This is a genomic window from Ruminococcus sp. 5_1_39BFAA (assembly GCF_964240875.1).
In the GTDB taxonomy this organism is placed as follows: domain Bacteria; phylum Bacillota; class Clostridia; order Lachnospirales; family Lachnospiraceae; genus Blautia_A.
Window position 1 is genome coordinate 226,772 of the sequence record NZ_CAXSVO010000003.1, and the last position, 19,550, is coordinate 246,321.

The following is a 19,550-nucleotide window of genomic DNA, read 5'->3' on the forward strand; positions in this document are numbered from 1 at the left end:
CATCGAGCCATTTCTTGTTCAATCCGTTTCTGGAGAGAAAATTATAAAAATATTATTAAAAGTCACTTTTCATTTGACTCCTGACAGCTACCCGAAAAAATCCATAAAGTGTACAAAATATTTTTAGGTGTTTTTTACAAATCTTATATTTTTTCGCTTATCATCTTGATTTTTTTGTTAATTTCGTGTATAACATAATCATACGTTATGGGAATGTTCCCATTGCATTCTCCCAACAAAATAAAGGAATATTTATTTTTAATCACTTATATTCCCTTATTTTTTTACCATTTTTTGGGAATGTTCCCATTCGAGAAAAGAAAGGAGAAATCATATGAAGAAAAAAGTTTTATCAACACTGCTTGCAGCAGCACTGATCTCCAGCTCTATGGCAGGATTCGCTACTGTTGCACATGCAGAGGAAAGCGATGTTTCCGGCAAGACCTTTGCCATCGTGATCCGTAACGCAGGAAACCCTTACGCTGAAAAGGAAGCTGCTGGTTTCCAGGAAGTGATCGAGGCTGCTGGTGCAGAATGTATCGTGAAATCCCCGGAAACTGCTACTGCTGACGCTCAGATACCGCTGATCCAGTCTCTGATCTCACAGGAAGTAGATGCCATCGCAGTTGCCAGCAATGACGTAAATGCCCTCACTGCCTGCCTTCAGGATGCAATGGCAGAGGATATTAAGGTTCTTGCTTTAGACTCCAATGTAGCTCCTGATGCACGTCAGACCTTCGTAAACCAGGCTGGTGTCCAGGAGATCGGCCAGGCTCTGGCGGACGCTGTTCTGGATATTTCAGGCGGCGAAGGTCAGTATGCAATTCTTTCCGCTACCAGCCAGTCTGCAAACCAGAACTCCTGGATCGATGCTATGAAAGCGATCATGGAGGATGAGAAATATCAGGGTCTGGAGCTTGTAGAAGTGGCTTACGGCGATGACGAGCTTCAGAAATCAACAGACCAGACTCAGGCTCTCCTGGAAAAATATCCGGACCTGAAGGTAATCTGCTCTCCTACTACCGTAGGAATCAACGCTGCCGCTAAGGTACTTCAGGATAACGGTTCTTCCGTAAAACTGACCGGACTTGGACTTCCTTCCGAAATGTCCGCTTATATTGGTGAAACAGACGAATTCCCCTGCCCATATATGTTCCTGTGGAATCCGGAAGATGTAGGCCGTCTTGCAGCTCACACTGCAATCGCTCTGGTTGATGGAACCATCACCGGCGAGGTTGGACAGACATTTGACGCAGGCGATATGGAAAACAGTCCATACACCATTACCGACTGCGATGACGGCGGCTCCGAGATCATCTTAGGACCTCCATTCAAATTTGACCCATCCAACATCGACGAGTGGAAAGACATCTATTAATATGCTGAGATTAAGAGAAGATATTCCGCTCTTTCCCGGGGGCAAAAAAAAAGCCTTTACCCTAAGCTCTGACGATGGAGTGACACAGGACGGCCGCTTGACTGCCCTTATGAGGAAGTACGAAATTAAGGGAACCTTTCACCTGAATTCCGGTCTGATGGGGGACCGTGACTGGCTGATCCAGCCAGGAATCGATGTCAGCCATTACAAATATAAAAAAGAAGAAGCGGCTGAGATTTACAACGGTTTTGAGATCGCGGTCCATACTGTGACCCACCCTGACCTGACCCGTATTCCTCCTGCTATGGCGTCTTACGAAATAGCAGCAGATAAAAAGGAACTGGAAGAATTGGTTCATCACCCTGTACTTGGAATGTCCTATCCCTTTGGAACATTTAATGATAGCGTAAAGCAAACAGCAAAAAACTGCGGTATTTTTTATTCCCGCACAATAATTGAAACCAATTCCTTTCAGCTTCCCGCAGATTTTATGGAGTGGAACCCCACCTGTCATTACTGCTCTGAATCCCGTATGGCCTTAGCGCAGACCTTCCTGGACTCAGACACCTCCTGCGAATACAAAGCGCCCCTTCTGTTTTATGTCTGGGGTCATGCCTATCAGCTTGATGCGTACAATGATTGGGATTCTCTGGAAAATTTCTTTAAAATGATTGGCGGGAATGATGAAATATGGTATGCTTCCAATATCGAGATCTGCTCTTACATGCACGCAGTAAAAAGCCTGATCTATTCCTCTACCGGAGATTATATCTTTAATCCATCCAGTACGGATGTCTGGATGCAGATCGATGGGCAGGCTTACTGCATCAGGAGCGGCGAAACAGTTGCCATAAACTGGCATCACAAGGATGATGCTGCAAAATTCAATTAAAATCATACCATGAGGAAGATGTAAGGTGAAAAAACATTATTACTCCATTCATGCGATCAAAAAAGAACAGGCCCGTATGCGCAAACGGGCCTGTCGCTCGCATTTATATGGAAAAAGAATCGCTGTTCCCACCCGGAACGGCTCAATGAGCGCACTGATCTATAATGAAAAAAATCTCTATCCTGGCTATCTGATCATTGAGGTCCACGGAGGAGGCTTTATGTACAACACGGCTGCCGATGACGATGATTTTTGCCATGCTATCCACCGTCGTCTGGGGATTCCTGTGGTCGCGTGCGACTACAATCTGGCGCCGGATGCCGGATTTCCTGTGGGGCTTCAGGATGTCTATGACTGCGTAAAATTTGCTCTTACCCTGCCGGAATTAAAAGCCGCTCCTAATAAGATCATTCTCTGGGGACATAGCGCCGGAGCTAATCTTGCAGCAGGTACCTCACTGCTTTCCCTCCAGAATAGTGGACAGGATTTCTCACCCTGCCTTCAGGTTCTGGATTATCCTTATATGGATCCTTACCGGAAGGCATCGGAACGCACACCTATCAAATATTCCGTATCAGGTACTCTCATGGATACCTTTGCCCATTACTACACAAAGGACGAAAGCACCCTTCGCGATATCCTGATCTCCCCCATTCTGTCTTCCCCATCTGAATTCCGGGGATTGCCGGAGACCTTTTTGCTGCTCTGCGGCAGGGACAATCTGAATGAGGGCGGCAAACGCTACGGAAAGCTGCTTCGCAAGGCCGGTGTGCCAGTGACATTTTACTATGTGAAGGAAGCGCTACACGGTTTTATTGAAAACCATTTTAATTATGCGTATATTACCCTTTTAACAAAAATACAGATTACCAGGAAACAGCATCGGCTGGCCGAAGAGTCTGTGGAGCATATCTGTCAGTGGATCTCAGAAAAAATCTGCAGTGCCAAAAAAGAGACAACGGAGGATTAATCCGTTGTCTCTCTTATAATTAAGTTTCCGTCAAATACGACTTTATCTTCTATTTCTTTTCCATCCAGCTTTGCAATGATGATCTCTGCTGCCTTCTGACCCATACGGCGGATCGGCTGGCTGATGGTTGTAAGAGCCGGCTGGATCAGAGCACTTAAGGCAATATTGTCAAACCCGATAACATTTACATCCTGCGGCACACGGATCCCATCCCTTTGAAGCTGCTGAACACAGCCGATGGCCAGCGTATCAATAGCTGCGATGATAGCCTGGGGCAATTTCGGAAGGCTCTCGTAATATTTTGCTGCATCCTGCCCCAGCTTGATATAGTCCGGCTCCAGGCTCTGTGCGGCCCGGTAGATATATTCCTTACGGAACGGAATCCCGCAGTCCCGAAGCCCCTGAAGATATCCCTCATAACGGTCTTCAATTACGCTGATGGCATCCGTATTGCGGATATACGCAATTTCATGCTTTCCCTTCTCATACAGATAGTGGACAGCCTTCCTGTTGCTGGCAAAACCATCGGTATAGATATAGCAGACCTCATCCTGCTCCTCAAAAATCCTGTTGGCAAAAACAACGGGAAGTTTTTTTGAAATTTTTTTCAGATATTCTTTCATATCATCACTGTTCGAATACGTGTTAAAAATGATCCCGTCCACATTTCGTTTCATGATCTCATTGACATATTCCTTCTCAGAACGACGGCTGCACTCTGTATTGCATACAAAGACCATATATCCCTTCTCCAGCGCCACATCCTCCACACCGCGGAACATTTCATTGTAAAAAATATTCGTATATTCCGGCACGATCATAGCGATCGTCTTGGTTTTGCCTGTGCGGATGCCCTGGGCAAGGTAGCTCGGAGTATAGCCCAATTCCCTGATTGCTTTTTCCACAGCACTTTTTGTTTCCTCCTTCACACCGCTCTCACCGTTTAAAACTCTTGAAACAGTGGACTTGGAAACCCCCGCCGCCTTTGCAACATCAAAAATCGTACTCATAGATGCTTCCTTTCAGATTATGTCAATATCAATCCCAATAATCAACTTTATGCGGCAGTTCAATATCCCTGACATGGAACACCGGGTTACGGCCGCTTTCCACCTGCCGCTCATAATCCTTTAAAGCCCTCAGTGCATATTTACTGAGAACGATAATGACCGGCATATTGATAATGGTCATGCCTCCCATGGTCACGTCTGCAATATCCCACAACAGGCCTGCATTTAAACCTGCTCCGATAAAGATTACGACAGATGCGATAATGCGGTAAATGATCATAAACTGCTTACTGGGAACATGTCCCAAAATGTAATTTAAAACATTGTCAACATAATATAAATTTCCAAGCAGCGTGGTAAATGCGAACAAGATCATGGACACCGTGATAAAAAGCGGTCCGATCGTTCCAAACGCCTGCTGAAGGGCAGCCTGAACATATGGCGCTCCTGAAAGTGCTTCCGTAGGCTCGATGCCGGAACACATACACATAAATGCAGTAGCAGTACAAAGAAGCAGTGTATCGATAAAAACGGACAGAACCTGAACCAGACCCTGTGCCACCGGATGGTTGACATCAGCAGAAGCAGACGCATTAGGGGCTGAACCCACACCCGCCTCATTACTGAACAGACCGCGTTTGATACCATACATCACACAGGAACCGCTGAAACCGGAGAATATTGCCTTAAAGTTAAATGCCTCCCTGAAAATACGCTGGAAAACCGTTGGCAAATATCCAATGTTCAATACGATGACAACCAGAGAAACCAGAACGTACAGAACTCCCATGACCGGAACCATGACACTTGTTACTTTTAAGATACGCTGACCGCCTCCCAGCAGACAGTACCCTACGATCACGGCCAGAATCAGACCGATCACCCATGGAGATTTTTCCGGTACATAAAAGCTGTAGGACGAAAAAGTTGACTGCAGGTTGTAAGAAGCCAGCATATTGAATCCAAACCCATAAGTCAGGATCAGGAATACAGAAAATACAAGTGCCAGCGGACGGCTGTGCAGAGCTGCCTCAATATAATAGGCTGGTCCGCCATAGCTGCCTGCCGAACCACGCTTCTTATAAATCTGCGCCAGGGTACTTTCGATAAACGCGGAAGCGCCTCCGATAATAGCGATAACCCACATCCAGAAAACAGAACCAAAACCGCCCAAACAGATGGCAGTAGAAACGCCAACGATATTTCCGGTTCCAACACGGGATGCCGTTGATACCATGAGAGCCTGAAAGCTTGAAACCTTCCCCTCGCCCTCCTCCGGCTTTTCCATAGTCGAAGCAACTGCTCTCCCAATCAAACGGAATTGTACAAAACGAGTACGGAAAGTGAAGTAAATACCACCCAGCAGCAATAGGATGATCAGTAATTTCCCATACATAAAATTACTGATCATCGAAATAATGTTTGAAATCATATTCCCCTCCAAATTATAATTTTAGAATTATTATACGGAAATTATGGGGAATACACAATAGAAAAACCTTCTTATTTCAAATATTTCCGGCACTGCTGCTGCCGATCCTGTCACATCCTGCCTCAAGGTACGCTTCCATGGCTTCTCTGGTGCGGATGCCTCCTGCCGCCTTTATCCTCACATCTGTTCCGATATGCTCCTTGAAAAGCCGGATATCCGCAAGTTCTGCCCCGGCAGTACCAAAGCCTGTGGATGTCTTGATATAATCTGCCCCCGCCCGGGTAACGATCTCACAAAGACGGATCTTTTCTTCCTCTGTCAGATAACAGGTTTCAATGATCACTTTCAGGATATGGCTGCCTGCCGCCTGACGGAGCACACAGATTTCTTTCTCCACTGCATCGTAATCACGGTTTTTCACATCCGTAATGTTTATCACCATATCAATCTCATCGGCTCCGTCCTCCAGAGCTTTTTCTACTTCCGCCACTTTTGCCTCTGTCACGCTGTAACCCAAAGGAAAACCTACCACCGTGCAGATGGTAAGATTATGGTAGCTTTCCCGGATCCTTTTGATATAGCAGGGCGGTACGCATACAGATGCCGTGTGAAGCTTCTCCGCCTCATCACAAAGCTTTACGATATCCTCCCAGGCTGCATACGCCTTTAGCTGTGTGTGGTCTACATGAGACAAAATATCTGATTTTTCCATACCGTTCTCCTTCTTCTTCGTTATCATTCACATGAATTACTCTTCCATACTTTCTGCCGTAAAACTCAGAGGCAGCAAATCCTTCAGTTTATATACCTTATAATCCTCCGTTGATCTCGGCAGGATTATTTCAAATGTCTCCGGGTCGCAGAACTCCGCCATCACCTGGCGGCAGATCCCACATGGCGCACAGTAAGAAAAATCAGCGGCATCTTCCGGCTTTCCTACAATGGCAATGGCTTTGAAGTCTCTTTTTTCCTCATAGACTGCCCGGAAAATGGCAGTTCTCTCCGCACAGTTACAGGCCCCGTAAGACGCATTCTCAATGTTGCAGCCTCCGAAAATTTCTCCGTCCCCGCACAAAAGCGCGGCTCCCACCTGAAAGTGAGAATATGGCGTATAAGCTCTTTTCTGCGCCTCAAAAGCCTCTTTGATCAAGTTCTCCCTGTCTGTCATTTATTGCCCTTGCCATCCTTTCTGATCAGCTCACGGATCGCCTCCACCGCTACGGTAATTGCCATCTCCGTGTCATGCACCACAGGATTTGGCAGTCCTGCCTTTGCTCTTTCCTGGTTGGCAAGCGCCACAAACACTGAGCCTACCCTGACATCCAGATAACTTCCCACTACAAACAGCGCTGCGGACTCCATCTCTGAGGCGAGACAGCCAAGGCGTTTCCATGCCTCCCATTTATTCATCAGCTCATAGCTTACCGGCTTGATCTCCGGAGAGTGCTGTCCGTAAAAGGAATCCTTACACTGCACCACTCCCACATGGTATCTCTGCCCCAGCGTCTCCGCTGCATTGCACAGCGCATTCGTCACATCAAAATCCGCTACGGCAGGAAACTCAATGGGCGCATATTCCCGGCTAGTCCCTTCCATGCGGATGGCACCGTTTGCGATCACCAAGTCACCGCTTTCCACCTTCAGGTGCATTCCTCCGCAGGTTCCCACCCGCACAAAGGTATCCGCACCGCATTTTACCAGCTCCTCCATGGCAATGGAAGCGGACGGTCCTCCGATTCCCGTGGACGTAACGCTTACCTTCACTCCATCCAGAAAGCCGGTATAAGTCACAAACTCCCTGCTGTCTGCGATCAGCTCGACCCTGTCAAAATGCCGTGCGATCTTTTCGCACCGTTTCGGGTCCCCGGGAAGTATCACATATCTTCCCACATCACCAGGACCAACCTGTATATGATACTGTAGATCAGGATTTTCAGAATAATTGATCATAACACCGCTCCCTTCTTTAAACGGATTATTTCTTACTAAAACTATATACTGCCATATTTTATTTTGCAACTGTTTTCATATATAAAAGTGTACGTCCTGGCACATGCTCATGCCGAACCACGGGTATACCAGCCATTTTCCGCAATATAAAAGCGCCCTCACAGTCCGCCATAAACAGCTTTTTGTGAGGGCGCCGCCCTGTCAGGATGTATGCTCGGTACGCTTGCGCGCCATCAGCCCGCCGATGCGCCCTGTTTCTTTTGCTGAGAGGGATTTCCAGCCCCCTTCCAGAACCTTATCCAGTAACCCAAGCTCCTGGGCGATTTCGTACTTTGACTTCTCTTCAGGCGTCAGTTCACCATTCCGGTATGCTTCCACTTCTTTGTCTTTGTTCAAAAGTCTCACACTCCTTTTTCGTTTCCTTTGGAGTATGAACCAAAACCCCGAAAACTATACCTTATCTCTGTATGAAAATACTTCTGCGCCCTTATGACCTCCATTTTTATGGAATGTCTCCGGAATGCACCGGCAGCCTATCCCCTTGGAATAATGATCGCAGCAATAATATATGCCCAGATTCCGGCCCCGCCAAAGCAGGTCAGGATTACCCATGCCAGACGCACCAGGGTAGGATCAATATCAAAATACTCGGCAATTCCGCCGCACACGCCGCAAAGCATACAGTTTACTGTTGATTTGTATAAACGTTTGTTACTCATAATTTTATCCTTCTTTCTTATAATTATTAAATTATCTGCTCCTTCATTGCCGTCTTTCAAACCGGTATCAGTTTTCAAAGCTTACATCGATCTCTCCCATACCGCACTCCAGATCCAGTTCACGGACAGCTCCCGGATTCTGAATATCCTTTTCACGTCCAAGCCCGCTGTAACTCTCGCTTCCTATCGTAATATCACCGATGCCGCATTCCAGGCTGTAATTGTAATCCCTTTCTGCCCCCTTTACTCCTAAGGTCAGAGAACCGATACCGCATTCACCGCTGATTTTTTCAGCATCGATTCCTTCCAGATCGATCTCGCCTGCGCCGACCTCCACTTCGCACTCTTTCGCAATGATTCCGCCCGTGCCTGTAAATTCACCTGCTCCCACAGTCACGCTGACTGTCTCAGCCTGAAGCGTACCTGTGACCTCCACTGTTCCTGCATCCACTTCCAATTCCAGTTCCCGGAAAGAACTGCCCTTTGGATAGGAAACCTTAACACTTCGGTTATTCCTTTTCCTGCTGCTGGTGATCTCCAGCTCTTCATCATCCGACTTCACAGTTACATATTTAGAGGAATCATTTTCCACTTCCACTTTAATCGTATCTCCCTCATATTCCTGAAGGATCAGCTCATCATATCTCAGCTTGATTTTCACTTCCTGTACCGGGGCGATTTCATAAACCCGGGTATCTCCGCTTTTCACAGAAACCGCCTCGGTTTTGTCATCATCATCGTCATCCCAATCCCAATCATTATCGAACACATCCACAAAATGGAACCAGGATCTGTGCTCTCTGATGTTTTTCAGAACCTCTACGCTGTCCATAGTGGCTCCCATCGCCACACCTCCCACAGTAAACCCAATCCCAACAGTCGCAAACACGGCCGCCAGTACCAGCATTACCTTTGTAGATCTTTTCATCCCATCTCACCTTCCTTTCCTCTTCTATGAAGCAGATTGTAGCAAAAATCTGTTATTTTTCTCAAAAACCAGGGAAGCAGCCTGCCTGCGATACCTCCAATTGCCAGACAGAACAAAATCCCCAATGCCATTAAAAGGCATCCGATTCCAATTGTTAAAATTCCGGCTCCCGCAAAGGAAAAGCAAAGGCCGATTCCTGCGCCGATACATGCGCCTGCCCCGATGATCAGTCCCAATGCTGCGGCTCCCAGTCCAAATACCAGCAGGAAGGGCAGAAGTGCAATTGTAACCACTACTCCCACAAGGCCTCCCACTGCTCCTTTAATAAACGGTGATAAAAACACCAGCAGGATCAACACCAGAATGATTCCTGCGCTATTTCTTTTTTTCTCCGCATGATATCCTCTTCCGGCACGGCTGGCAGTCCTGTCATAAGTCTCACCGCTGCCCTGTGTGTCTCCTGTGTATCTTCTCTGCGTTCCCCTGGACCTTCCATAGCGACGGCTGTTATTGAACCCCTCCGGACCGTTCTGCGAATCGCCGGTTCCCTCTGTGCCATATTCGTAGGTTTCCGCTTTATCCTCCGCTGCGCCGCCCTGACCGGTCTGCGATGCTTTTCCTCCGGTCATTGCCGTGTACTTATCCGGCACCTGGGTATGCTCCCTGTTTCTGGAATCCTCATAGCCCCGCTCCGTATATTCTGCATATCCGTCATTGCTTTCCTTCAGGTCAGCCTTGATGATCGCAGCCACTTTGCCCGGACTTCCCAACTCCCGGATCACAGCCGCCTCGTTCTCCGGTCCTGCGTCATCAAAATAGTTTTCATAGTAATCAAGCGCTTCCAGCCTCTCGGCTTCAGATATATCGGAAAGCAATTTTTTCAATTGTTCCATAAACTGCGCTCTGTCCATATTCATATTCCTCCCTCAAACATCTTCGTTATCTTCGTAGAATAATTTTTCCACTCAACCTTGTATAAATTCAACTGAGCTTCGCCTTTCTCAGTCAGCTTATAGTATCTGCGATTCCGGCCTGCATATGCCTGATCATAAACCTCAAGGCAGTCATCCTTTTGCAGACGGCGCAGCACCGGGTACAAAGTTGATTCAGAAACATCCAGTACACCTCGGACATCCTGCGTTATCCTGTATCCATAGGTACCTTCCTGCTCTTTGGAAACTACTGCAAGGACAATCGCATCCAGGAGGGCAGCTCCTGTGTTGAATACCATCGAATCACTCCCTGTCTTGTATTTTTATAATATTATATGATTTATCAATATTATTTTGTTAGCAATACTATATATCATATAATATAGTTTTGTCAATAGTATTTAGAAAAAAGTGTGAATCCACTATAATAAGGTGAAAGCCGGCACACGAAGCCACGGCTGAACCGCTACATCAGATTAAAACGCGGATAAATCTCGGAGGAATAAAATGGATAATAACAGATATAACCTTCTGCCCGAGGCATTCCTGGAACGGATGCAGGAAATGCTTGGCGCAGATTACGAAGAATTTCTGAGAAGCTATGAGAAGCCCCGGACCTTCGGTCTTCGGGTCAACACAGCAAAAATTTCCTGTGAGGAATTTGAAAAAATCGTTCCCTTCCCCGTAGAAAGGATCCCCTGGATCCAAAACGGATACTTTTATCACGAGGAAAGCCGCCCTGCAAGGTGTCCTCTTTATCAGGCAGGCTTATATTATCTCCAGGAGCCAAGTGCTATGACCCCCGCCTCCCGGCTTTCCATTGAGCCCGGAGAATATGTGCTGGATATGTGTGCCGCACCGGGTGGAAAAGCCACTGCCGCAGGCGCTGCATTAAACGGTGAGGGACTTTTGGTTGCCAATGATATCAGCACCTCACGGGCAAGAGCGCTGCTCCGCAACCTGGAGCTTTTTGGAATCCCCAACCTGTTTGTGGCAAACGAAGCACCGGAAAAGCTGGTAAAAAGCTTCCCGGAATTTTTCCATAAGATCATACTGGATGCCCCCTGCTCCGGAGAAGGCATGTTCCGAAAGGAGGAGGCTCTGGCTAAGGACTGGACTCCGGAAAAATCCCGTGAGCTGGCCGGGATCCAGCGTCAGCTCATCCTGCATGCCGCAGATATGCTCCGCCCCGGCGGACAGCTTCTTTATTCTACCTGTACCTTTTCTCCTGAGGAGGACGAGGAAACCGTTTCTTACCTGCAGGAACAGCGTCCTGAAATGGAGCTTATTGAGATGGAGCCCTATGAGGGCTTTTCCCCGGGAGTGCCCGGGTGGGGAAATGGAGCGGAATGCCTTAAAAGATGTGTACGTATCTTCCCTCACAAAATGAATGGAGAAGGTCATTTCCTCGCTCTTTTTCATAAACCCGGCGAGACGCTCCGCCAGGAAACCAGGATACAGACAAAGCCGGATAAAAACGCCCGCAAATGGCTGGAAGCCTTTTTTGCTGAGATTGGCATGAAAGCTTTAGGCGGCCAGCCCTTTGACTGGAACCGGATAGAAATAAGGGCAGATAAGGTTTATTATCTGCCCCCTGCAGCTCACAGTTTCCGCGGAATCACATTCCTGCGAAACGGCCTGTATCTGGGTGATCTAAAAAAGAACCGTTTTGAGCCAAGCCAGCCCTTTGCGCTGGCTCTCAGAAAGGATGAGGTTTCTGCGGTTATTTCCCTTCATGTTCATGATGAGCGCCTCGTCCGCTATCTGAAAGGCGAGACGCTTACCATTGCTTCCGAAGAAGCCGCAAACCCGAAAGGCTGGCACCTCCTCTGTGTAGAAGGATATCCACTGGGCTTCGGCAAACTGGTAAACCAGACTTTCAAAAACAAGTATCCTGCCGGATGGAGAGTATGAAACAGGCGCCTCCAAAGGCGCCCGAATACTATAGCATAATTACTTTGTTTAAGGTAAAGGAGTAGATATATTTCTCCTTTACCTTTTTTCCTGTCATCCGCTCCAATGCCTGTGCATAATCCTCAAGCTGGGTGTGGTAAAGCTCCACCAGCTTTCTCTCCTCTCCCGGATAAACCCGATCTGTCTTATAATCCACAAGCACGATCTGGTCCTCCTCCCAGAAATATGCGTCGATGATCCCCTGTATCAGCACCCGTTCCTCTTCCGGCCATGCTTCATCCAGCTCAGACGCTTTTCTGGAAATCACAAAGGGCTGCTCCCGGTACAGCTTATCCGCAAGCGCTGCCTTTTTCATCCTTTTTCCGATAGATGACTCCAAAAATGCTCTTATATCCCCGACCCGGATACACTCCGCTTCTGCCTTCCCAAGCTTTTCCTGCTCCTGGAGCAGCTCGATCTGCTTTTGAAGCTCCTGATCCGTATCCGTTTTTTCGTAAACAAGGCATTCCATTACCCGATGATACGCCGTACCTCTGGCAGCTCCTGTGTACTCTTCTTCCTCTTCTGCCATAAACCTGGGAATCAGCGGCATCACATCCGGCTCAAAATACACGCTTTCTTCCTTGTCATACTCTCCCTGCCAGCTTCTTTTTTTCAGTTCTGACACACTGACCTTTACCGGAATCTCCCGCAAATATCCATGTGGGTAGACAAATCCAAAGCGTTCCCCAAGCTCTGACCGGATCTTTTCATCAAATACTCTTGTGGTGTCCCAGTTTTTCAGGATCTCCTCCTGCACCTGCTCTCCGGCCTGGTATAAAACTTCCTCCTCTGCAAGCTCTGCCGCTGTGATCTTTTTCACCTGAAAATCCGCCTCCGAACCATATAAGCAATTTTTCACAGCAGGTGCAATGCCATACTCCTCATACAGTCCGTCCATACATCTATGCCTGGAAAGGGCTGGAAGGACATAGGACCAGTAATTTTTTCCTTTCAGTCTGGTTCCAACTGACAGCAATTCCTCCTCGCTGTCCCGAAAACGGGACAAAGAAACCATCAGCTTTTCCAGCTTTCCAACGGTGCCCGCCATGATCAGCTTCTCTTTTGCCCTTGTCAGAGCCACGTACAGTACACGAAGCTCCTCTCCCAGGCTTTCCTTCAAAAGCTCTCTCCGGATCACCTGTTTATGCAGGGTGGACGCGATCACTCTTTTGTCCGGGAGGATGGCGTCCGCGCCAAGCCCCAACTCAGGATGGATGAGAAGCCTTGCATTCAGATCCTGAAAATTAAACTGTTTTCCCATGCCTGCCACAAATACGATGGGGAACTCCAGACCCTTACTTTTGTGGATTGTCATGACCTGTACTGCTCCTGTTCCTGCGCCGGACAGATTCACCTCCCCGTAATCCACCTCGTATTTCTGCAAATGCTCAATATAACGCACAAAATTAAACAGTCCCCGGTAGCTGGTCTTTTCATAATCCATGGCTTTTTCCACCAACATGGTCAGGTTTGCGCTTCTCTGTGCACCGTCCGGCAAAGCTCTGGCGTAGTTTCCATACCCGGTGCGCTCCAGGATTCGCAGGATCAACTGATGGACCGGCGTGTAAACCGCCATATCCCGGAACTCCTCCAGCAAAGCCTGAAAGCGCTCAAGCTTCTCCTTTAGCCGCTCCTTTTCCACATCCGCAAAAAGGCTGAGCTGCCCTTCCCCCATATAGGCCAGAACACTTTCGTACAGCATTCCTTCCGGATATTCACTGCGGATTTTTGCCAGTTCCTCCGCCGTACAGCCCACAATGGGCGATCGGAGCACTCCTGCCATGGGAATATCCTGCAGCGGATTGTCGCAGATCCGGAGATAATTCAGTACCGTCACCACCTCCATTGCAGAAAAATACCCGGTTTTGGATGCAGTGTAGGAAGGAATTCCCTGGGAGGACAACACCTCCCCAAAAGTTTCAGACCATCCTGCCGCCGTTCTCAGAAGGATTACAATGTCCCCGTATTCCGCCGGGCGGTACGCCCCTGTTTCCTTATCCACTACATTTTCATTTCCCACAATTTCCCGGATACGGTGGGCAACTGCCAGTGCCTCCAGTTCCCTGGCGTTTTGTCCCGCCTGCTCCTCGTCAAGCTCCTCCCCGTCCTTTTCCACAAGAAGGATTTCTGTCTTTAAAAATTCCTCCTCCCCTCCTTCCGGGAAAACAGCGCCGGGATAAAGTGCTGCTGCTTCGTCGTAATCAATTCCTCCCAGATCACTGCCCATGATCTGTCGGAAAATATAGTTCACGCTCTCCAAAACCTGGGGCCTGCTGCGGAAATTTTTATGAAGGTCAATGCGCTGCTCTCCGCTGTCCTCCAGTGTATAGCGCTTATATTTTTCCATGAAAAGCTCCGGCCTTGCAAGGCGGAACCGGTAGATACTCTGCTTCACATCACCTACCATAAAAATATTCTGCCGATGGTTTATCCACCCGGAGACGCAATTGGTGATCATCTCCTGCACCAGGTTGCTGTCCTGGTATTCATCCACCAGCACCTCTTCATATTTCCGCGAAAGCTCCTCTGCCGCCTGGCTCATGTGATAAGTTTCTCCGTCCTTTCTCACAAGGATCTCCAGGGCAAAATGCTCCATATCTGTAAAATCCAGAACATTCTTTTCCTTCTTTTTCTCTCCGAAACGCCGGATAAACTCCCTGGTAAGCTCCACCAGGACTTCCATAGGCTCCCTGCAGTATTTCACCCCTTCCAGGATTTCCACCTCACTGCACTGAAAATACCTGGCGCCAAGCTCCTTCAAAATAGCCTTTTCCTCTTCCCGGATACTTTTTACCTGTTCCTTTTTCTGCTCGTCCACTGCCTCCTTCGGTTTTTTGGCAGAGAGCCTTGCAAAAGAAGGACTGGATAAAAGCGTTTCCACCTTGCTGTAATCCTGCTCTGCTGCTCCCCTAAGGGTCTCCCCGATCAAAAGAAGGTCTGCCTCCACAGCCTCCTCATAAAGATATGGTCCTTCCGGCTCCAGACAGATTTTCCTGGCTTCCTCTGCAAGAGCTTTTGCCTCCTGAAGCTCCTGCACCACGCCCTCCCATAACAATTTCATCCATTCAGAGCTTTTTATCTCCTCCAGACTGTCCATCTTATAATTATCCAGACATCCTTCCAGCCACTCCAGGGGATAAGGATTGCTCATGGCTGTCTGGTAAAGATCCAGGATCAGCTCTTTGATTCCTTCGTCAGACTTTCCCGGTGCATAGCATTCCACAAAATCATGATACGCCTCTTTCTGCTCTGCGTAATAGTCCTCCATGAGACCCTTCAGAACCTCTTCCCGCAGCAGCTTCAGTTCCCCCTCATCCGCGGTCCGCCAGCCCGGATCTAACCCGATCAGGTGAAAATAGTTACGGATTATATAAGAGCAGAATCCGTCGATGGTGGTGATCTGGGCCGTATGGATCAAGGCTGCCTGTCTCTGCAAATGCTCATTGTCAGGATCGTTATAAAGCGCATTCTCCAGTGCTCTGGAAATACGCTCCCGCATTTCTCCTGCCGCAGCTCTGGTAAAGGTCATAATCAAAAGCCGGTCAATATCCACCGGTTTTTCATGGTCTGTCACCTTGCTTAAGATTCGTTCTACCAAAACCGCCGTTTTTCCGGATCCGGCGGCAGCGCTGACAAGAATATTCCTGTCACGCAGGGAAATAACCTTTTGCTGTTCCTCTGTCCACTTTACGCCCATTTATTCCACCTCCTCTGTAAATGCCTTCCATAGCTCTTCATCGGAAAAGCTTTTCAGACGCCGGAATTCGTATCCCGGAACCTTCCTGTCAAAACCGCACACTCCACCGTATGGACAATAAGTACATGCGTTTTTCCTTTCCAGCTCATAAGGGGAAACCTGAGCGTCTCCGTCCAGGATTGCTGAACGGATATCTTCGATCTTCTTTTTAACATATTTTCCCAGAATGTCAAACTGTTCCCTGGTGGCTACAGAGGAATTTTTCCGGAAGCTTCCGTCTTTATTGAAAGCTACCGGAAGAGCCAGCAGATGTTTGTCCATTTTTTCCACCAGTTCTCTGTCTGCCTGAACCAGACCGTTCATTTTCAGCTCCTTCAGAAGCTTTTCACTGACACTGCCTATATCGGCATTCATTTTTTCCCCGATCATGGGATCCTTGACATTGTAGTAGAATATCCCGGCAGGAACCACCTCCCTGTCCGGGTATTTCTTTTTCTCCACCTCCAGCGCGCCGTCCAGATAGATCATAAGCTGAAGCTGCAGGCCATGGTAAAGGGATACCAGGTCAAAGGAGGTACTTCCGGTCTTATAATCAATGACCCGTACAAAGACCCTGCCTTCCTCCTCAAGAACATCCACGCGGTCAATGCGGCCGCCCCCGAAGGAAACCTCAAATCCCTCCGGTTCAAACTGTCCCTCTTTCAACTGCTCCTGCAGTGCCCATACGGTTCTTTTCAGAATACGCCTTGTCCGCTGGATCATATATTCGTTCCGGGCGCTGCTTTTCAAAATGGTATTGCCGTAATCAGCCGTCACCTCATCCACGCACCGGTCTACAATCCTGTCCCGGAGTTCTTCCGTCAGGTCCCTCCATCGCAGGCCTTCTTTTCGGACTTCATTTGCGAATTTTTCCAGAGACTGGTGCATAACATTTCCCATATCCATAGCCCGGAACTCATACTCCGCCCTTTCCGTCAGGTGCAGGCCGTATTGCAGGAAATGTGCAAAAGCACATGCCGAATAGCGTTCCAGCCGTGTGGCGCTGTAAGGCGAGACTTCTCCGTAAAGCACCTTTGCCACACTTTTGCTGATCAGATCCTTTGGTTTTCTGGTCAGCGAGGCGTCCACCAGCCCTCTGATCAGAGAGCTGTATTCGGGACTGTTCAGATACCAGCTATACAATTCTCCGAACAGGGGCGCATCCTCCGGCGAAGCCTTTCCGGAAAGCCCTTCCAGAAAGCAGTCCAGACTTGTTCCGGGAAGCTCCAGGCTGTCCAGAGTGTTTTCCTGCTCCTCGGCGCGCAGAATTTCCAGTCCCGGATATAGTACCTTGATCTTACCGATCAGATACGCCGGGCTTATCGCCTCTCCCTTGCTGTTTGACAGACTGTAGGACAGGTTCAGAAGGCTGGAAGGCTTTGTCAGATTCAGGTAGAGATAAAATCTCTGCATATTCATAAGTTCCTTCGGTCCCGGCGCCAGCTCCATTCCCTGGTCGGAAAAAAACTCCCTGTCCATTTCCGTCAGGATGCCGCCCGAATCCGTATTCTTCGGAATGTTTCCTTCGTTTACTCCCACAAAAAACAGGGCTTTGATATCCTTCAGCCTGGTTCTTTCCATATCCCCCACAAGAATCTGATCCATGCTGGGCGGGATCAGCGCCACCTTTGCCTGGGAAAGTCCGGTCTCCAAAAGCTGCCGGAACTCCTGACGGCTCACGGTCTCTTCCCCCAGGATTTCTACCATTTTATCAAAAAGGTCCATAATGATCCCATAGATCTGGGCATACTCCTTTTCCATGGCCTTTTCTCCCATGGCTTTGAAATACAGCTCCTGCTTTTTCAGCTTTGCCTGTACCTGGCTTTTTACAATAAAATCATATAAAATGCGGCAATACTCTCCGACCGTTTTTTTTCCTCCGGAAAAGCCCTCTGCCAGGGGCTTCACCTCTGCGGCAAATTTTTCGCGGCTTTCATTTAAGCTCTGGATCTCCTCCGGACGCATTCCGCGATAGATCCTCACCCATTTTTCAGAGTACCGTTTATAGCCCCGTATACCCATAGCTATGACGTAGTTTTCCAGCCTGTCCGTCTCCTCCCTGGATATATCTGACATGCCGCAGCGGAGATACCGGAACACGCTTTCATAGGAAAAGCCCTCCGCCGCCATTTCCAGCGCTGCCCGCAGATATTCCACAAAGGGATTCATGAGCACCGTATGCTTCTCATCCAGGAAATACGGGATCTCGGCTTCCTCAAACACCTGTGCGGCAAGACTCCCGTATTCCTCCAGGTTTCCCGTGATCACCGCGATTTCTCCGTATTTCATCCCCTCTGTCCGCACGAGACGCCGGATGCGCCTGGCTGTCTCCTCCATCTCCTTCAGGGGATTTCCGGCGCAGAAGATGCGGATTTCCTCCTGCTCCTTCTCATAGGCCTCTCTTCCGTAACGGAAAAGGTGGCTCTCCAAAAAGGCAAGGGCCGGAGCCTTAGCAAACCGGGACTTTTCTCCCGGAAGGATGTTCACCGGATCCTCGATCTCCTTTGTCAGCCCTGCAAGAGTGTGGATCATCTTGCGGCTCATATAAAAAAGCTGGTGCGGCTTTCCCATTTGCCAGGGATTTTCCCTTGCATCCAGGGTCACTGTGACCAGCACACTGCTGCACACTGCCAAAAGCTCCCGGATCACATTTACCTGAATGGGCGTAAAGCCGGTAAAACCGTCCAGAAGCAGCACGCTGCCCTTCATTCTCTCGGAGAATTGAAGTACCTTTAACAGGACGTCCATCACCTCTTCCCCGGTCATGTAATGCCCTTCCAGATATTCCCGGAAAGCCCGGTAAAGCACCCCCACATCCTGAAGCTTCATGTGGAGCAAAGTCTGATCCCGGGATTTTTCCAGCATTTCTTCCATATCCTCTTTTCGGATATCATACTGCATAAATTCTGAAAGAAGGGATTTTACCTCATCCAGATACCCTGGCTTTTTCATCTGGCTTCCCAGATACGGCAGCTCTTTTTCGTGTCTCTGTACAAGCTTTTGCAGAACCATACTCTTTCCCATGTCCTCCAAAAGCTTCCGGTTATCCCCGCCCACCTCCCCGAAAACCCGGTATGCCAGCCTCTCAAAGCTGAGAACGTCGATATTCAGGATTCCTTTTCCCGGATGAAGCTCCACCAGCGTCTTCTGTGTCTGCATGGTAAACTGCTCCGGTACAATGACATAATAAAGCTTTTCCGGATGCTCCATGGATTCCCGGATGATGCGTTGATATGCGTAGTGTGATTTTCCTGCGCCGGAATTTCCTATGATAAACTGTAATGACATAAATACACTCCTCTGGCTCATGCCCATTCTGTTTTTTACGTCCTGTTATTCCATCATTGTACCATAAACCTGTGAGGAGTTGTTCTATTTTATCAAAGAAAAAAGCCTGATTTTATACGGGCTATGGTATTTCGCAAACACCCATTATCTTATAATTTGCAGGAGTTTGCTGTGCTTGGGGTATATCAGGATTCCGGATGATGAGAGGATTATTTGTTACGGAAAAATTCCGAATAATGTTTGCAATATGGCTTTCAATCATGCGGATAGCAATTTATTTTTCAAAAATTTCATTTTAAAAAATATTCTGAATTATTAAATTTGCACATTTTTTTTATAGAAAATTCTATTTGTGTGTT

16 protein-coding genes are annotated in these 19,550 nt (G+C 48.2%); 4 read left to right on the plus strand and 12 right to left on the minus strand.

Translation table 11 applies throughout. The annotated features are described in order from the left end of the window. Window positions 1–334 precede the first annotated feature (334 nt). The 3 genes from ACESZH_RS06045 to ACESZH_RS06055 are packed head-to-tail and all read left to right on the plus strand — an operon-like array spanning window position 335 to window position 3,240. Window positions 335–1,378 carry a substrate-binding domain-containing protein gene (locus tag ACESZH_RS06045; RefSeq protein ID WP_373213186.1) on the plus strand — a complete coding sequence of 348 codons (1,044 nt, stop codon included), beginning with the start codon at window positions 335–337 and terminating at the stop codon, window positions 1,376–1,378. A gap of 1 nt (window position 1,379) precedes the next feature. Continuing rightward, a complete protein-coding gene (locus ACESZH_RS06050; RefSeq protein WP_373213183.1) occupies window positions 1,380–2,270 on the plus strand; it encodes a polysaccharide deacetylase family protein in 891 nt (296 codons plus the stop codon). A 25-nt stretch (window positions 2,271–2,295) separates the two neighbouring features. Next, the gene (locus tag ACESZH_RS06055; protein WP_373213180.1) at window positions 2,296–3,240 is read left to right on the plus strand and encodes an alpha/beta hydrolase fold domain-containing protein; all 945 of its coding nucleotides are present in this window, start codon (window positions 2,296–2,298) and stop codon (window positions 3,238–3,240) included. Here the strand turns inward: ACESZH_RS06055 and ACESZH_RS06060 are convergent. From ACESZH_RS06060 to ACESZH_RS06105, 10 genes are all read right to left on the minus strand, one after another. Continuing rightward, the gene (locus ACESZH_RS06060) at window positions 3,237–4,250 is read right to left on the minus strand and encodes a LacI family DNA-binding transcriptional regulator (RefSeq protein WP_373213178.1); all 1,014 of its coding nucleotides are present in this window, start codon (window positions 4,248–4,250) and stop codon (window positions 3,237–3,239) included. The two genes, ACESZH_RS06055 and ACESZH_RS06060, sit on opposite strands and share 4 nt — an antisense overlap. A gap of 28 nt (window positions 4,251–4,278) precedes the next feature. Further along, entirely contained in the window at window positions 4,279–5,682 is a 1,404-nt protein-coding gene (locus ACESZH_RS06065; RefSeq protein WP_373213174.1) for an alanine/glycine:cation symporter family protein, read from the minus strand. 76 nt (window positions 5,683–5,758) lie between these two features. Then, the gene (deoC, locus tag ACESZH_RS06070; protein WP_373213171.1) at window positions 5,759–6,394 is read right to left on the minus strand and encodes a deoxyribose-phosphate aldolase; all 636 of its coding nucleotides are present in this window, start codon (window positions 6,392–6,394) and stop codon (window positions 5,759–5,761) included. 36 nt (window positions 6,395–6,430) lie between these two features. Then, entirely contained in the window at window positions 6,431–6,850 is a 420-nt protein-coding gene (locus ACESZH_RS06075) for a cytidine deaminase (RefSeq protein WP_373213168.1), read from the minus strand. After that, complete coding sequence (gene udp / locus ACESZH_RS06080; RefSeq protein ID WP_373213165.1) at window positions 6,847–7,632, minus strand: uridine phosphorylase; 786 nt, start codon at window positions 7,630–7,632, stop codon at window positions 6,847–6,849. The genes ACESZH_RS06075 and udp overlap by 4 nt, the downstream gene beginning before the upstream one ends. Before the next feature lie 201 nt (window positions 7,633–7,833). Next, window positions 7,834–8,028 carry a small, acid-soluble spore protein, alpha/beta type gene (locus tag ACESZH_RS06085; RefSeq protein ID WP_373213162.1) on the minus strand — a complete coding sequence of 65 codons (195 nt, stop codon included), beginning with the start codon at window positions 8,026–8,028 and terminating at the stop codon, window positions 7,834–7,836. A 137-nt stretch (window positions 8,029–8,165) separates the two neighbouring features. Then, the gene (locus ACESZH_RS06090) at window positions 8,166–8,351 is read right to left on the minus strand and encodes a PspC domain-containing protein (protein WP_373213160.1); all 186 of its coding nucleotides are present in this window, start codon (window positions 8,349–8,351) and stop codon (window positions 8,166–8,168) included. A gap of 67 nt (window positions 8,352–8,418) precedes the next feature. Continuing rightward, window positions 8,419–9,279, minus strand: a complete 861-nt coding sequence (locus ACESZH_RS06095) for a GIN domain-containing protein (RefSeq protein WP_373213157.1) — start codon at window positions 9,277–9,279, stop codon at window positions 8,419–8,421. Beyond that, window positions 9,276–10,190, minus strand: coding sequence for a hypothetical protein (locus ACESZH_RS06100; protein ID WP_373213155.1), 915 nt, complete (start codon window positions 10,188–10,190; stop codon window positions 9,276–9,278). Before ACESZH_RS06100 ends, ACESZH_RS06095 begins: the two co-directional genes overlap by 4 nt. A gap of 2 nt (window positions 10,191–10,192) precedes the next feature. Beyond that, window positions 10,193–10,510 carry a PadR family transcriptional regulator gene (locus ACESZH_RS06105; RefSeq protein ID WP_373213154.1) on the minus strand — a complete coding sequence of 106 codons (318 nt, stop codon included), beginning with the start codon at window positions 10,508–10,510 and terminating at the stop codon, window positions 10,193–10,195. 208 nt (window positions 10,511–10,718) lie between these two features. Between ACESZH_RS06105 and ACESZH_RS06110 the strand changes: the two genes are divergently transcribed. Beyond that, entirely contained in the window at window positions 10,719–12,125 is a 1,407-nt protein-coding gene (locus ACESZH_RS06110; RefSeq protein WP_373213152.1) for an RsmF rRNA methyltransferase first C-terminal domain-containing protein, read from the plus strand. Between the two features lie 28 nt (window positions 12,126–12,153). Here the strand turns inward: ACESZH_RS06110 and addA are convergent, their stop codons facing one another. Then, complete coding sequence (gene addA, locus ACESZH_RS06115) at window positions 12,154–15,864, minus strand: helicase-exonuclease AddAB subunit AddA (protein WP_373213149.1); 3,711 nt, start codon at window positions 15,862–15,864, stop codon at window positions 12,154–12,156. Next, window positions 15,865–19,191: a helicase-exonuclease AddAB subunit AddB gene (addB, locus tag ACESZH_RS06120; RefSeq protein WP_373213147.1), complete on the minus strand. Its 3,327-nt coding sequence runs from the start codon at window positions 19,189–19,191 to the stop codon at window positions 15,865–15,867. It abuts the gene before it with no gap. Between the last annotated feature and the right edge of the window lie 359 nt (window positions 19,192–19,550).

Excerpts from the sequence above, each read along its gene's own strand:
- addB (WP_373213147.1), bottom strand. The coding sequence starts at position 19,191 with ATGTCATTACAGTTTATCATAGGAAATTCCGGCGCAGGAAAATCACAC.
- udp (WP_373213165.1), bottom strand. The coding sequence starts at position 7,632 with ATGATCAATTATTCTGAAAATCCTGATCTACAGTATCATATACAGGTT.
- ACESZH_RS06060 (WP_373213178.1), bottom strand. The coding sequence starts at position 4,250 with ATGAGTACGATTTTTGATGTTGCAAAGGCGGCGGGGGTTTCCAAGTCC.
- ACESZH_RS06100 (WP_373213155.1), bottom strand. The coding sequence starts at position 10,190 with ATGGACAGAGCGCAGTTTATGGAACAATTGAAAAAATTGCTTTCCGAT.
- deoC (WP_373213171.1), bottom strand. The coding sequence starts at position 6,394 with ATGGAAAAATCAGATATTTTGTCTCATGTAGACCACACACAGCTAAAG.
- ACESZH_RS06050 (WP_373213183.1), top strand. The coding sequence starts at position 1,380 with ATGCTGAGATTAAGAGAAGATATTCCGCTCTTTCCCGGGGGCAAAAAA.
- ACESZH_RS06110 (WP_373213152.1), top strand. The coding sequence starts at position 10,719 with ATGGATAATAACAGATATAACCTTCTGCCCGAGGCATTCCTGGAACGG.
- ACESZH_RS06095 (WP_373213157.1), bottom strand. The coding sequence starts at position 9,279 with ATGAAAAGATCTACAAAGGTAATGCTGGTACTGGCGGCCGTGTTTGCG.
- ACESZH_RS06090 (WP_373213160.1), bottom strand. The coding sequence starts at position 8,351 with ATGAGTAACAAACGTTTATACAAATCAACAGTAAACTGTATGCTTTGC.
- ACESZH_RS06105 (WP_373213154.1), bottom strand. The coding sequence starts at position 10,510 with ATGGTATTCAACACAGGAGCTGCCCTCCTGGATGCGATTGTCCTTGCA.
- ACESZH_RS06075 (WP_373213168.1), bottom strand. The coding sequence starts at position 6,850 with ATGACAGACAGGGAGAACTTGATCAAAGAGGCTTTTGAGGCGCAGAAA.
- ACESZH_RS06045 (WP_373213186.1), top strand. The coding sequence starts at position 335 with ATGAAGAAAAAAGTTTTATCAACACTGCTTGCAGCAGCACTGATCTCC.
- addA (WP_373213149.1), bottom strand. The coding sequence starts at position 15,864 with ATGGGCGTAAAGTGGACAGAGGAACAGCAAAAGGTTATTTCCCTGCGT.
- ACESZH_RS06065 (WP_373213174.1), bottom strand. The coding sequence starts at position 5,682 with ATGATTTCAAACATTATTTCGATGATCAGTAATTTTATGTATGGGAAA.